Source organism: Dorea sp. D27, from assembly GCF_001185345.1.
GTDB lineage: Bacteria > Bacillota > Clostridia > Lachnospirales > Lachnospiraceae > Extibacter.
In genome coordinates, this window is record NZ_KQ236743.1 from 350,806 (window position 1) to 365,380 (window position 14,575).

Below are 14,575 nucleotides of genomic sequence, written 5' to 3' on the forward strand. Positions count from 1 at the left end.
AGGTAGCATGAAATACATAATCGTGTTGGGTGACGGCATGGCAGGCCGTCCGCTTGAAGAACTGGGAGGAAAGACGACACTTGCCGCCGCTCGTACACCGGTCATGGACCGGCTTGCACGGAAGGCGGAAGTAGGCATGGTATCCATGGTGCCGGAAGGCATGGCACCGGGTAGCGACACGGCCAATCTCGCCGTGATGGGATATGACCCGAAGATATATTATACAGGACGGTCTCCGCTGGAGGCGCTCAGCATCGGTGTAGATATGGAAGATACGGATGTGTCTTTCCGGTGTAATATTGTCACGCTGTCCGAGGAGGACTGTGCATATGAGGAACGGACGATTATCGACCACAGCTCTGATGAAATCAGCACGCAGGATGCGGCGGTACTTCTGGATGCCCTGAGAGACGGACTGGAGAGGGATGGATACCGTTTTTACACCGGTACGAGCTACCGCCATCTGCTCATTTGGGAGCAGGGAGCCGTTGTGGATCTGACGCCTCCCCATGATATCCTGACCAGGAAGATTGGTGCATATCTGCCGGATGATGCGGTCCTTCGGGAGATGATGGCTAAGAGCTATGATATACTGGAAAACCATCCGATTAACGTGGAGCGCAGATGGAAGGGGCTTCATCCTGCCAACTCCGCATGGTTCTGGGGAGCGGGGAAACGCCCGGCACTCAAGTCCTTTGAAGAGATGACGGGATGCAGGGGAGTCATGATATCTGCCGTCGACCTGCTTAAGGGGATCGCGGTAGGAGCCGGGATGGACTGCATAGAGGTAGAAGGAGCTGACGGCGGGCTGAATACGAATTATACCGGAAAGGCCATGGCAGCGGTAGACGCATTGACGAAAGGCGGCTATGATTTCGCCTATATCCATGTAGAGGCTCCGGATGAGATGGGACACCAGGGCATTGTAAAAGATAAAATCACGGCGATAGAGAGGGTAGACGGACTTGTCGCGGGAAAGATTATAGATGGAATGGAACAAGCCGGTGCAGATTTCCGGATACTTGTACTTCCTGACCACCCTACCCCGATTGAGGTCCGCACCCACACGGGAGACCCGGTTCCGTATCTTCTATACGACAGCACCGCACCTGCAGAAGGTGCGGATGCGTATGATGAGATGACGGCCTCTGGAACAGGGATATACTGGCCGGACGGTTACAGATTGATCGGGCATCTGCTTGGCGGGGCACGGTCATAAAAGAGAAATGCGGGAGGAATATATGTTAGTTGTTAAGAAATTCGGCGGCAGTTCTGTTGCCAACAAAGAAAGAATTTTTAATGTGGCGCAGCGCTGTATCGAAGATTACAAAGCAGGAAACGATGTCGTCGTCGTTCTCTCAGCTATGGGAGACACGACAGATAACCTGATCGAGATGGCAGAAAGCATCAATCCGGACGCAAAGAAAAGAGAGATGGATATGCTGCTCACCACAGGTGAGCAGGTGTCGGTGTCGCTGATGGCGATGGCGATGCAGGCACTGGATGTACCGGCGGTGTCGCTCAACGCGTTCCAGGTGATGATGCACTCTACATCGAGATATGGCAATGCCCGTTTCAAACGTGTAGACACGGAGCGTATCCTCCATGAGCTGGATTCGAGAAAGATAGTGATCGTGACCGGCTTCCAGGGCGTGAACAAGTATGATGATATCACGACGCTTGGAAGGGGAGGTTCGGATACGACTGCAGTAGCGCTGGCCGCTGTCCTTCATGCGGATAAGTGTGAGATATATACAGATGTGGATGGCGTGTACACCGCAGATCCAAGGATTGTCAAAAAAGCCAGAAAGCTGGATGTCGTAACGTACGACGAGATGCTGGAGCTGGCCAGCCTTGGGGCTAAGGTGCTTCACAACAGATCTGTAGAAATGGCAAAAAAATATAATGTAGAATTAGTAGTAAGGTCCAGTCTGAACCGTTCAGAGGGAACTGTAGTCAAGGAGGCTTCACATATGGAAAAAATGTTAGTGACCGGCGTAGCTGCCGATAAGAACACAGCGAGAATCTCCGTAATCGGAGTGCAGGATAAGCCGGGAATCGCATTCAATATTTTTGACACGCTGGCTAAGAACAATATCAATGTAGATATCATACTGCAGTCTGTAGGACGTGAGGGGACGAAAGATATTTCATTTACAGTCGCAGACAACGATTTGGAAAATGCAATCAAGGTGCTGGAAGATAATAAAGACAGGCTTACGATACAGCAGATTACATGGGAAGAAGAAGTTGCGAAGCTGTCTATCGTAGGCGCGGGAATGATGAGCAACCCGGGAGTTGCGGCAAAGATGTTTGAATCGCTTTATAATTCCAGAATCAATATCAATATGATTTCTACATCTGAAATAAGGATTACGGTGCTTGTGGATGAGAAAGATATCGACAAGGCCATGGTAGCGGTGCATGACGGATTCGCGGTGAATGATTAGGCGCCGGATTTTACGTTGTCGTTAATAAAACCGGTAATGATCTGTTTGTGTTCCCTGGAAAGTGTACGGAGTTTCGTGATGATATCCAATTCTTCTTCAGTGAGATAAATAGAATTACCGGTATTTTTATCTATAGAAAGCGTATAAGGAATCTTCTGTTCGGCAAATGAACCGGCAGCGGCAGACAGGTCGGCAGAAGGAAGGCAGCCGAGTACGAGGCCGTCCAGATTGACATTATAAAATCCAGCCAGATACAGAAGAGAATCCAGGTCAGGGGTACGCTTGCTCGTCTCATAGTTTGAGTATGCCTGTCTGGATATGTTCAGCATCTCGCTCAGATCCTTCTGAGTCAGATTCTTTTGTTTCCTCAGATACCGTAAATTATTGGCCAGTTGAATGTTTGGCATGACAGCTAACCTCCCAAGTAACTTTACTTGTTAGTATAGCAATTTGTCCAATAAATAGATATCTATGCATCGAAACGTTGCCTGTGGATAGAAAGAAACAGAACGTTGCTCGCATTACAGCCTGCTCAGCGCACTGTTGTGGTATCTGCCGGAAAAAGTGACATCTTCCCCAAACCATTCCGGAGGGGTAAAAGAAGAGGCGGCATCCTCATCCGGAAATTCCACCTCTGCGAGCATGAGCGGAGCAAGGCTGCCTTCAAAAATATCCAGTTCAATCGTGAGGGAGTCTGCATACGGTATCATATAGCGCTTTTTCTGTATGAGACGTCCGTCGATCTTCTCCAGCAGATGTTCATATGCGTCTTTTGTGAGGGGCAGGTTATATTCCTCCCTGACCATCAGGCCCTTTGATTTGTACGTCAGCTCGAATTTGTCGTTGTCACGTCGGATGCGAACGACAGGGTCTGTATTCAGATATCCCTGTTCGATGATACGGCACGGGAATCCGCCCAGACTGCCGGGGAGTTCATCCACTAGAAATTTACGTTCTATTTCCATATATTGCACCACCTTCATTTTTATAGTTATGATAATATAGTTTCAGGAAAATGTAAACGTATTTGCTTTTTTACATGTTGTTTGTTAATATTTATTCATGATGGCTTTATTAGGCCGTGCAGGGGTTTTCAAAATCAGTAAGGAGGAATTTGATGAAGAGAGTAAGCGTTATTTTAGCAGATGGGTTTGAAGAGATTGAAGCACTTACCGTCGTAGATCTGCTCAGGCGGGCAAAAATATATGTGGACACGGTATCTGTTACGGATGAATACATCGTGCACGGGGCGCATGGAATCAATGTCCAGACGGAAGACCTGTTTGATGAGGTGAATTTTGTGGAGTTCGATATGATTGTGCTTCCGGGCGGAATGCCGGGGACACGGAATCTGGAGGAGCACAACGGAGTGCGCCGGACCGTGAAAGACTTTATCGAGGAAGGCAAGACCGTGGCCGCCATCTGCGCCGCGCCGACCATACTCGGCAATCTCGGGCTGCTCAAAGGCAAGCGGGTGACGTGCTACCCTACGATGGAGACGAAGATTCAGGGGGCAGTCCTCACAGGGGCCCCTGTTACAGTGGACGGCAATATCATTACCGGACGCGGAGCAGGAACAGCCATTGATTTCGCCCTTAAGATTATAGAACAGCTGATGGGCAAAGAGAAGGCAAAAGAGATTGCAGAGTCTATCGTCTATGAATAAGATGACAGAGGATTATAATATGAAGAAATGTCTGAAGCCGCTGCTGCTTGTCTTTCTATGCATCGTGCTGGCAGCCGGCAGTACTGGCTGCGGACGCGATTTTGACGCGTCCGGGTATGTGAAAGGTGTGCTGGATTTGAATTTTCAGGGACAGACGGAGAAGGCTCTGGAGATGATAGAAGGCTCTACGGCGGAGTCTTTGAAAGCGCAGTACAAGGAATTTATAGACACGTTTGTTGCCAATAATATCACGAGTGAGATTGATATGGGCGATTTGAAGACGAGCCAGTTCGCGGAGCTCGTGTCGAAGATATTTTCTGTGATGCGCTACAGCGTCGGTGAGGCGGACAAGACCGGGAAGAAAGAGTATGAGGTTCCGGTGGAAATTCAGCCGGCGGACGTATTTATCCGGTTCCAGCAGCTTTTGACCGCGGACTCTTTACAGATTGCCCAGGATGTGAAGGACGGGGTATACAAGGGGACGGACGAAGAGGTTCAGCAGCAGATTCTGAACGATATCATCAACCATGCCTATGAACTGTTGGATGTGGCATCTTCCGAGATGGAGTTCCAGGATGCGAAAACAGTCATAGTAAGGGTAAAAGCAGATAAGAGAAATGAGTATTCCATTGACGAAGATGATATGGACAACCTTGTCATAAAAATACTTAGGCTAGATGAAATTCAAGGCTAGATATTTAGAGAGGTTTGTGTTATACTTCTTTAGTGAATGTAATGTAGCATGCCCATCTTTCCGGCGGTTGAAAGGCGGGACAGAAACAGGAGGAAATAGTAAAAATGAGTCTACAGGTAGAAAAGTTAGAAAAAAACATGGCAAAACTTACCATCGAAGTTCCTGCCGATGATTTAGAGAAAGCGCTTCAAAGTGCATATATGAAGCAGAAGAACAAGATCAACATGCCAGGATTCCGCAAGGGAAAAGTTCCGCGCCAGATGATTGAGAAGATGTACGGAGTGGAGATATTTTACGATGACGCGGCAAACGAGCTGATTCCGAAGGCGTATTCCGACGCATATGAAGAATGCGACCTCAATATCGTATCGCAGCCGGACATCAATGTCGTTCAGATTGAGAAGGGCAAGCCGTTTGTGTTTACGGCTGAAGTGGCTACAAAGCCTGAAGTCAAGCTCGGAGAGTATAAAGGGCTGGAGGTAGACAAGATTTCCACGCGGGTGACACAGAAGGAAGTGGATGCCAAGATTCAGGAAGAGGCAGAGAAGAATGCAAGGACCGTTGCGGTAGAAGACCGTCCGGTACAGGATGGGGATGAGGTTATCCTTGACTTTGAAGGATTTGTAGACGGTACCCCGTTTGAAGGCGGCAAAGGCGAGAACTATCCGCTGACCATCGGTTCCAACTCTTTCATTCCCGGATTTGAGGAGCAGCTTGTAGGCGCGGAGACGGGCAAAGAGATAGATGTCAATGTGACATTTCCGGAAGACTATCACGCAGAAGACTTGAAGGGAAAGGAAGCTGTATTCAAGTGTACGGTGCATGAGATCAAGGCAAAGGAACTTCCGGAGATTGACGATGAATTTGCGGCGGAAGTTTCCGAATTTGATACATTAGAAGAATATAAGGCCGACGTCAAGGCAAAAATCAAAGATGAGAAAGCTGCGGAAGGCAAGACGAAGAAGGAAGATCAGGTTGTCGAGCAGGCAGTTAAGAATGCAGAGATGGAGATTCCGAAGGCTATGATTGAGACGCAGGTAAGGCAGATGGCCGATGATTTTGCGCAGAGAATCCAGTCTCAGGGATTATCTATGGAGCAGTATTTCCAATTTACAGGCATGACAGCAGAGAAGATGCTGGAGGAACTCAGACCTCAGGCAATCAAGCGCATCGAGACCCGTCTCGTTCTGGAAGCAATAGCCAAAGCTGAGAACATCGAAATCAGCGACGAGAAGATCGACGAAGAAGTGGCGAAGATGGCTGAGTCATATAAGATGGAAGTCGATAAGTTGAAAGAATTTATGGGCGAAAATGAAAAGAATCAGATGAAGGAAGATATGGCTGTACAGGAAGCAGTGACATTCCTCGTGGAGAATGCTGTAGAGAAATAGCCGTATCACATAGTCAGGAGGAGACGAATACATGAGTTTAGTACCTTATGTCATTGAACAGACCAGCCGCGGAGAACGCTCCTACGACATCTATTCAAGATTATTAAAAGACAGGATCATATTTTTAGGGGAAGAGGTAACGGACGTATCAGCAAGCGTGGTAGTGGCCCAGTTATTATTCCTGGAAGCAGAAGACCCGGAAAAGGATATCCATCTGTATATCAACAGCCCGGGAGGTTCCGTGTCAGCAGGTCTGGCCATATATGACACGATGCAGTATATCAAGTCCGACATAGAGACAATCTGTATCGGCATGGCCGCAAGCATGGGGTCCTTCCTTCTTGCGGGAGGGACGAAAGGAAAACGGCTTGCTCTGCCGAATGCAGAGATTATGATTCACCAGCCTTCCGGCGGTGCACAGGGACAGGCAACTGAGATTCAGATTGCAGCGGAACATATTTTAAAAACCCGTCAGAGGCTGAATCAGATTCTGGCGGAGAATACGGGACAGCCGCTGGATGTTATCCGCATCGATACAGAGCGTGATAACTTCATGTCTGCGGAGGAAGCGAAGGCTTACGGGCTCATTGATGAAGTGATTAAGAACCGGTAAGGAATAGCGGAATGTCCCAGAGAGGTGAAAGCATGGCAGGAAAGAACGACGATCAGGTAAGATGTTCGTTTTGCAACAAGACACAGTCACAGGTCCGCAAGCTGATTGCAGGTCCGAACGGGGCTTATATCTGTGATGAGTGTATCGACGTATGTGCAGAGATTATTGAAGAAGAATTTGAATATGATGACAGGAGGCACTGGAATCCATTTGCAGACATCAATCTTCTGAAACCAGAAGAAATCAAGGAGTTCCTCGATGAGTATGTCATCGGTCAGGATGAGGCGAAAAAGGTGCTTTCTGTAGCCGTCTACAACCATTATAAACGGATTATGGCGCAGAAGGACCTGGGGGTGGAGCTCAACAAGAGCAATATTCTCATGCTCGGCCCGACTGGGTGCGGCAAGACGCTGCTTGCCCAGACCCTCGCCAAGATATTGAATGTGCCGTTTGCCATCGCTGACGCGACTGCGTTAACTGAGGCAGGATACGTAGGGGAGGATGTGGAAAACATTCTTCTGAAGATTATCCAGGCCGCAGACGGAGACGTTGAACGGGCAGAATACGGCATCATCTATATCGACGAGATTGATAAGATTACGAGAAAGTCCGAGAACCCTTCCATCACAAGAGATGTGTCCGGTGAAGGCGTGCAGCAGGCGCTGCTCAAGATTATCGAAGGCACGGTTGCCAATGTCCCGCCTCAGGGAGGAAGAAAGCATCCGCATCAGGAGCTGATACAGATTGACACGACTAACATCCTTTTCATATGCGGAGGCGCGTTCGAGGGGATTGAAAAGATTGTCGAGAACAGGATAGACAAGAAAGCGATAGGATTTAACGCAGATATAACGGAGAAGCATGAAAATGATGTGGACCGTCTGCTGAACCAGGTGCTGCCGCAGGATCTTGTGAAGTATGGAATCATCCCGGAGCTTGTCGGACGTGTACCGGTGACGGTCGCACTCCAGATGCTTGACAAGGAAGCGCTCATGCGTATACTTACAGAGCCGAGAAGCGCGATAGCCAAGCAGTACCAGAAGCTGCTCGAGCTGGACGGCGTGGATCTTGTGTTCGACGAGGAGGCGCTGGAAGAGATTGCAGAGACATCGCTCAAGCGCAAGACAGGCGCCAGAGGACTTCGTGCAATCATGGAGAATGTCATGATGGATATCATGTACCGCGCTCCGTCAGACGAGACGTTGAAGACATGCCGAATCACGAAAGAAGTTGTAAAAGGAACCGGAGAGCCGGAGTGTGAACACACTGCCGTCAGATCGGAAAGTGCTTAATAAAAAGGCGGGTGCAGAATCAGTTTTGTGCCCGCTTGTTTTAAATTGTCAAAGGGGTCAGACCCCTATGCACCATAGGGGTCTGACCCCTTTCAAAATAGGAGAAATTGTATGACAAATGAAGTGAATAGTTTACCGATGGTTGCCCTGCGCGGTATGGTCGTATTGCCTGGAATGGTTACTCATTTCGACGTCAGCAGGGAGAAGTCAATTGAAGCAATTGAGCATGCGATGCAGGAAAACCAGAAGATTTTTCTGACAGCTCAGAAAGATATTGAGAAGGAGAATCCTGGCTTGGATGATATCTGTGCCGTGGGCTGTATTGCATCGATTAAGCAGATTGTGAAATTACCGAAGAAAATAAGCAGGATTCTGGTGACTGGGGAGACACGTGCCAGGATGGACTGTATGGAATATGATGAGCCGTATCTCCGTGCAAATGTTGTTGCCGTAAGAGATATCGATAACTCGGCGGAGGCGGTAGGCGCTGAGGCGAATCCGCTCAATTTGGAGGCGATGCTGCGGGGATTGAAGGATCTGTTCCGGGAGTATCTCCCGCGAAATCCGAAGCTGTCCAAGGATCTGGCGCTTCAGATGGAGGGTATCAAAGACTTGCGCATGCTCGTAGACGAGGTGGCCGCAAATATGCCGCTTTCATGGGAGCATGCCCAGGAACTGCTGGAGGAGCCGGACGTGCTGAAGCGGTACGACAAGGTCGTAGGCAGGCTCGTCAGCGAGATTCAGATATTCAATATCAAGGAAGAGATTCAGGCGAAGGTAAAAGAACGCGTGGATAAGAACCAGAGAGAATATATACTGCGGGAGGAGATGAAGCTCATCCGCGAGGAGCTTGGCGATGACAATACGATGTCCGACGCGGATGAGTTCCAGGAGGCGGCAGATAAGCTGAAGGCGCCTGCTGAAGTGAAGGAAAAGCTGAACAAGGAAATCAAGCGGTTCAAGAATACGATGGGCAACCCTGCTGAGACAGGTGTCGTCCGCACGTATATCGAGACGCTTCTCGAGATGCCGTGGGACAAAGTCTGCAAGGACCACAGGGACATCGCATATGCAAAAGAAGTGCTGGATGAGGACCACTATGGGCTGGAGAAGGTAAAGGAAAGAGTGTTGGAGTTCCTTGCCGTGCGTGCGCTGACGAAAAAGGGCGACACGCCGATACTCTGCCTTGTAGGCCCTCCGGGCACCGGCAAGACGTCCATTGCGAAATCCCTTGCCAAGGCGCTGAAGAAGCCATATGTGAGAATCTCCCTCGGCGGGGTGCGCGACGAAGCCGAGATACGGGGGCACAGAAGGACATACGTGGGCGCTATGCCGGGAAGAATCGCGACCGGGCTCAAGTCCGCGGGTGTCAAGAATCCGCTCATGCTGCTTGACGAGATAGACAAAGTGAGCAATGATTATAAGGGAGATACATTCTCAGCCCTGCTGGAAGTGCTGGACAGCGAACAGAATGCGAAGTTCCGGGACCATTATATAGAAGTGCCGGTAGACCTGTCGGAAGTGCTGTTCGTGACGACTGCGAATACGCTCCAGACGATACCGAGACCGCTTCTGGACCGTATGGAAGTCATTGAAGTGAGCAGCTACACAGAAAATGAGAAAATGCATATCGCCATGGAGCATCTGCTGCCAAAGCAGTTGAAACGGCACGGATTGAAACCGGAGCAGCTCACCGTAAGCAAAAGGGCAATCTGGAAGATGGCAAGAAATTATACGAAGGAGGCAGGCGTACGGCAGCTGGAGCGTAAGCTCGGCGAGATATGCCGGAAAGCGGCCAGAGAAATCCTCGAGACGAAAAAGGACTCGGTACGTGTCACGGAGAGGAACCTCCATCTCTACCTCGGAAAAGAACTTTACACATACCAGATGGCGAATGCGTCAGATGAAGTGGGCATCGTGCGGGGTCTGGCGTGGACGAGCGTCGGCGGCGATACACTTCAGATAGAAGTAAATATTATGCCGGGAGAGGGCGATATCCTGCTCACAGGGCAGCTCGGTGATGTGATGAAAGAGTCAGCAAGAACCGGTATCAGCTACATCCGTTCCGTCAGCAGCGAGTACGACATAGAAGAGTCTTTCTTTAAAGAGCATGACATACATATCCACATCCCGGAAGGAGCAGTCCCGAAAGATGGGCCGTCCGCCGGTATTACGATGGCGACGGCGATGATTTCCGCGGTGACGGGGCGTAAGGTAAGAGCAGACGCCGCCATGACAGGGGAGATAACGCTCCGGGGCCGCGTGCTTCCGATAGGCGGGCTTAAGGAAAAGCTGCTGGCGGCCAAGAACGCCGGCATCCGGACAGTGGTCATTCCACAAGAGAACCAGGTGGATTTGGAAGATATCTCCAACGAGATTACGAAAGGCCTTGAGATACTGCCGGTATCACATATGAATGAAGTATTGAAAATAGCGTTGGTGTAGCAGCCGATGACAGTAAAGAGGAATAGATATGATTATCAAAAATGTAAATTTAGAGACCGTATGTGGGATTACGAGCGTGCTGCCGGATAACGGACATCCTGAAATTGCTTTTTCAGGGAAGTCGAACGTAGGGAAATCTTCGCTCATCAATGCGCTGATGAACCGGAAATCTTATGCGAGGATATCGGCTACGCCGGGAAAGACGCAGACGATCAATTATTATAACATCAATGATGAGCTGTATCTGGTCGACCTTCCCGGCTATGGATATGCAAAAGTGTCAGAGAAGGAAAAGATGAAGTGGGGACAGCTCGTTGAGCGCTATCTTCACAGTTCCAGACAGCTGAAGGCAATCTTTCTGCTCATCGATATCCGCCATGAACCGTCCGCCAATGACAAGATGATGTACGACTGGATCGTAGGGCAGGGGTATGAACCGATTATCATTGCCACAAAGCTGGATAAGATTAAGCGCAGCCAGATAGATAAGCATATCAAGATGCTGCGGACCGGGCTTAAGCTTCTGCCTGGGACACAGGTCATCCCCTTCTCTTCCATGACGAAGCAGGGAAGAGATGATATATGGAAATTGGTGGAGACAGAATATATCGGCGGGCAAGAGGTGGAGGAATAGATGAAGACGGATTTCAAAGAACAGCTTCATGACGAGAGACCTTACTGGAAAGTGATAGTAAGTCTTGCATTCAGCCTGCTTGGAACAGCGCTGTTCGTGTTTCTCGGCGCCAGGCTGCTCGCATTCTTCATGCCCTTTGTCATAGGCTGGTTTATCGCATATATCGCAAGCCCGGTCGTCAACTGGCTGGAGCGGCGGCTGAAGATTGTAAAAAAGCTCGGCTCTGCCATCATTATCATAGGCGTCCTCGCCGGGCTGGTATTTCTTATTTATTTTGCGGGAAGCAGGCTTTGGCGGGAAATCGTGGCATTGATTCAGAACATGCCTGATTTGTATCAGCAGTTAGAGAGCGGCCTCGGCGATATCGGAAAGACGCTGGACGGTGTATTTTCCGTATTGCCAAAAGGCGTACAGAACGGCTGGCACGCCATGGTCAGCAATCTGGACAGCACGATGGGAGATTTGATCGGAAGATTCAGTGAACCGACCGTCGCTGCGGCTGGTAATTTTGCAAAGAAGATACCGTCCGTACTGATTGCAACTATCGTCACTGTCATATCAGCCTACTTTTTCATCGCTGACAGGGATGCTGTCATCGCATGGTCCAAGAAAATAGCGCCGGATCCGGTCGTCCGCCGGATGAGTATGGTGATAGATAATCTGAAATATGCCGTGGGCGGATATTTCAAGGCTCAGATGAAGATAATGGTCGTCGTGTTCGGGCTTTTGCTGGCAGGATTCGTGCTGCTCGGGGTACATTTCCAGATTCTCCTTGCACTGCTCATTGCATTTCTTGATTTCCTGCCGTTTTTCGGGACAGGAACCGCACTTATACCGTGGGCGCTGTATAAGTTCATGGTCGGCAACTATAAGCTTGCTATCGCGCTGATGGTGCTGTATGCCGTGACGCAGCTCGTCCGTCAGCTTATCCAGCCGAAGCTCGTTGGCGACAGCATGGGACTGAATCCACTCGTAACGCTCGTGCTGCTCTACGTAGGCTATAAGGTGGGAAGCGTGCTCGGCATGATATTCGCTGTGCCGATAGGGATGATTGTCATCAACCTCTTCCAGGCAGGAGCTTTCGATTATATACTGGATGATGTAAAAATACTTCTGGAAGGAATCATGAGCCTGAGAAATGAATAGGTATAACTGGTAATTTACAATAATTGCCAGTTATTTTTTTGACTTCCATATACATTTCAAATCTGTTAAAATAGTCAATAAGAGAAAGTAGATAACGCTGTGAGAAGGAGAGGGGAAGATGAGCGTAAAAGAATTTAAATGCCCGTGCTGTGGCGGGAATCTTGTGTTTCACAGCGAGATTCAGAAGCTGCACTGTCCGTTCTGCGAAAATGATTTTGAACAGAACGTATTTAATGAATATGAAAAAGCTCTGAAACATGCCGGGAAAAAGGACAGTTATGACTGGAAGCATGGGACGGGGGAATGGAAAACAGAAGAGAAAGATGGGGACACGGTATACATATGTCCTTCCTGTGGAGGGGAGATAGAGGCCGGAGATACGACGATTGCGACGGAGTGCCCATACTGTGGCAGTTCTGCCATTCTGCCGGGCCAGGTATCGGGAAAATATAAGCCGGATCTTGTCATTCCGTTCAAAGTGAGCAAAAAAGAGGCACAGGATATCTATAAGAAATTCTGCAAAGGAAAGGGCCTTCTGCCGAAGGATTTTACCGATGAGCAGAAAATCAGCGGGATGAGAGGCGTCTATGTGCCGTATTGGCTGTTCAGCTGTGTGGCGGAAGGATGCGCCAATTATGAGGGGACAAAGGTAAAGAAGTGGAAGAGCGGTAACAAGGAGTACACGCAGACCGACTATTATATGATACAAAGGGAAGGGAAAGTATCCTTTGACCATGTGCCGGTGGACGGTTCTCTGATAATGGATGATACATATATGGAATCTATCGAGCCCTACGACATGGAAGAGGCGGCAGCTTTTGATGAGTCATACCTTTCTGGCTATGATGCCGAGAAGTATGATGTGAGCGAAGAGGAGTGTGAGCCGAGAGCCAATGAACGCATCAAAAGGAGTTTTGAAGACAGTTTCAGAAAGACTGCCGATGACGGCCGGTATGCCACCGTGGTCCCGAAAGACTCCCATGTCGTCTGTCGGGACGGGAAAGTAAAGTACGCGCTGTTTCCAGTATGGGTAATGGATATCCAGTACGGTGGAAAGCGTTACGTGTATATGGTTAACGGTCAGACAGGTAAGATTGCCGGAAACTTTCCTGTATCAACGGGACAGCTCTTCAAGCGTTCCGTGACCGTGTTTGCAGGGAGCGCGGCGGCTATGTTTGCAGTTCTGAATATTGTCAGATTCATATTGTCTTAACTTAGGACGAGAAAAAGAGGAGGAGCAAGTATGAAACGATTATGGCTGGCAGTAATGCTCGTGCTTACATTAGCCTTTGGAACGTTGACCGTCATGGCACAGGAACCAGAAGCGTATCCAAAGCATATTACTGATGATGCAAAGCTGCTTACATCTACGGAGATAGACGGACTGGAGGCAAAAGCGGAGAAGATTGCCGGACAGTACGGGATAGATGTGGCGGTTGTCACAAGAAAGACCATCTATGGGGCAGATGCCCAGAGGGCGGCAGACGATATATTTGACACGGAGGGGTACGGCAGCGGGGAGGGGAAAGACGGAATTCTGCTGCTAGTGAGCATAGAAGACAGGGACTGGTCGCTCACCACCCACGGAGCAGCTATTGATGTATTCATAGATTACCGGCTGGACGAAATCAGCAGCCATATGCTGCCATATCTCAGCGAGGCCGCTTACTACGATGCTTTTGACACATATCTTCATGACGTGGAGTATTATCTGGAGGGCAATGCGTCAAGGAAAGATGAGAGGACGCAGGAGGGCGCGCCACCTTCGGGAGCGCCCGCGGCAAAAGACAATGGCGCGGACGGAGGCGGTACAGAAGCAGCCGGTACAGAAGGCGAAGATGCAGGAGGAACGGGCACTGCGGCATCCGACACAGAGGCGGCGGTGGAACAGGAGCATATTGCGCCTGAAAAAGAAGTAAATCCGTGGCTTAATATGACGAAGATGTCTGTAGGTGTGGGAGTTGTCATCACCGGCATCTATATCGCGGTTCAGATGTGCGGGATGAAAAATGTACGCAGGCAGGAACAGGCGGATAGGTATATGAAGCAGGACAGCTGTGAGCTGACCAAGAAGCAGGATATATTTCTTTATTCCAGAACCATTGAAAAAGAGATTAAAAAAGACTCTCCCCGCAGGGAAGAACCGGTACGGGATTCCCCATATGGCAGGTCCACGACCCATGTGAGCCAGAGCGGCGAGCGGCACGGAGGTAAGAACGGCAAGTTTTAAGATAGGAGGATAAG

General features: G+C 49.4%; 14 protein-coding genes. 12 read left to right on the forward strand and 2 right to left on the reverse strand.

Translation table 11 applies throughout. The features are described from left to right. The first annotated feature begins 7 nt into the window (after nt 1-7). Both HMPREF0980_RS01685 and HMPREF0980_RS01690 read left to right on the forward strand, forming a co-directional pair. The gene (locus tag HMPREF0980_RS01685; RefSeq protein ID WP_049727428.1) at nt 8-1,219 is read left to right on the forward strand and encodes a cofactor-independent phosphoglycerate mutase; all 1,212 of its coding nucleotides are present in this window, start codon (nt 8-10) and stop codon (nt 1,217-1,219) included. A 22-nt stretch (nt 1,220-1,241) separates the two neighbouring features. Next, the gene (locus HMPREF0980_RS01690) at nt 1,242-2,450 is read left to right on the forward strand and encodes an aspartate kinase (protein ID WP_049727429.1); all 1,209 of its coding nucleotides are present in this window, start codon (nt 1,242-1,244) and stop codon (nt 2,448-2,450) included. On the opposite strand, the gene HMPREF0980_RS01695 is transcribed toward HMPREF0980_RS01690, so the two are convergent. Further along, nucleotides 2,447-2,857, reverse strand: a complete 411-nt coding sequence (locus tag HMPREF0980_RS01695; RefSeq protein ID WP_049727430.1) for a helix-turn-helix domain-containing protein — start codon at nt 2,855-2,857, stop codon at nt 2,447-2,449. The two genes, HMPREF0980_RS01690 and HMPREF0980_RS01695, sit on opposite strands and share 4 nt — an antisense overlap. Before the next feature lie 114 nt (nt 2,858-2,971). Next, complete coding sequence (locus HMPREF0980_RS01700) at nt 2,972-3,415, reverse strand: CYTH domain-containing protein (protein ID WP_049727431.1); 444 nt, start codon at nt 3,413-3,415, stop codon at nt 2,972-2,974. A 152-nt stretch (nt 3,416-3,567) separates the two neighbouring features. On the opposite strand from HMPREF0980_RS01700, the gene HMPREF0980_RS01705 reads away from it, so the two are divergent. From HMPREF0980_RS01705 to HMPREF0980_RS01750, 10 genes are all read left to right on the forward strand, one after another. Further along, nucleotides 3,568-4,116, forward strand: a complete 549-nt coding sequence (locus HMPREF0980_RS01705; RefSeq protein WP_049727432.1) for a DJ-1 family glyoxalase III — start codon at nt 3,568-3,570, stop codon at nt 4,114-4,116. Next, nucleotides 4,109-4,810 carry a hypothetical protein gene (locus HMPREF0980_RS01710; RefSeq protein WP_198146139.1) on the forward strand — a complete coding sequence of 234 codons (702 nt, stop codon included), beginning with the start codon at nt 4,109-4,111 and terminating at the stop codon, nt 4,808-4,810. The genes HMPREF0980_RS01705 and HMPREF0980_RS01710 overlap by 8 nt, the downstream gene beginning before the upstream one ends. Before the next feature lie 104 nt (nt 4,811-4,914). Further along, nucleotides 4,915-6,201 (forward strand): trigger factor, encoded by a 1,287-nt coding sequence (gene tig, locus HMPREF0980_RS01715; protein ID WP_049727433.1) that lies wholly within the window; start codon nt 4,915-4,917, stop codon nt 6,199-6,201. 31 nt (nt 6,202-6,232) lie between these two features. Then, a complete protein-coding gene (gene clpP / locus HMPREF0980_RS01720; RefSeq protein WP_049727434.1) occupies nt 6,233-6,814 on the forward strand; it encodes an ATP-dependent Clp endopeptidase proteolytic subunit ClpP in 582 nt (193 codons plus the stop codon). A gap of 32 nt (nt 6,815-6,846) precedes the next feature. Next, entirely contained in the window at nt 6,847-8,106 is a 1,260-nt protein-coding gene (clpX, locus tag HMPREF0980_RS01725; RefSeq protein ID WP_049728286.1) for an ATP-dependent Clp protease ATP-binding subunit ClpX, read from the forward strand. 111 nt (nt 8,107-8,217) lie between these two features. Next, on the forward strand, nt 8,218-10,551 hold the full coding sequence (gene lon / locus HMPREF0980_RS01730) for an endopeptidase La (RefSeq protein WP_049727435.1): 2,334 nt from the start codon (nt 8,218-8,220) through the stop codon (nt 10,549-10,551). A 28-nt stretch (nt 10,552-10,579) separates the two neighbouring features. Continuing rightward, a complete protein-coding gene (yihA, locus tag HMPREF0980_RS01735) occupies nt 10,580-11,185 on the forward strand; it encodes a ribosome biogenesis GTP-binding protein YihA/YsxC (protein ID WP_049727436.1) in 606 nt (201 codons plus the stop codon). Then, a complete protein-coding gene (ytvI, locus tag HMPREF0980_RS01740) occupies nt 11,186-12,331 on the forward strand; it encodes a sporulation integral membrane protein YtvI (protein WP_049727437.1) in 1,146 nt (381 codons plus the stop codon). A gap of 118 nt (nt 12,332-12,449) precedes the next feature. Beyond that, nucleotides 12,450-13,544 carry a TFIIB-type zinc ribbon-containing protein gene (locus HMPREF0980_RS01745; RefSeq protein ID WP_049727438.1) on the forward strand — a complete coding sequence of 365 codons (1,095 nt, stop codon included), beginning with the start codon at nt 12,450-12,452 and terminating at the stop codon, nt 13,542-13,544. Nucleotides 13,545-13,574: 30 nt separating this feature from the next. Continuing rightward, on the forward strand, nt 13,575-14,561 hold the full coding sequence (locus HMPREF0980_RS01750) for a TPM domain-containing protein (RefSeq protein ID WP_049727439.1): 987 nt from the start codon (nt 13,575-13,577) through the stop codon (nt 14,559-14,561). The last annotated feature ends 14 nt before the right edge of the window (nt 14,562-14,575 follow it).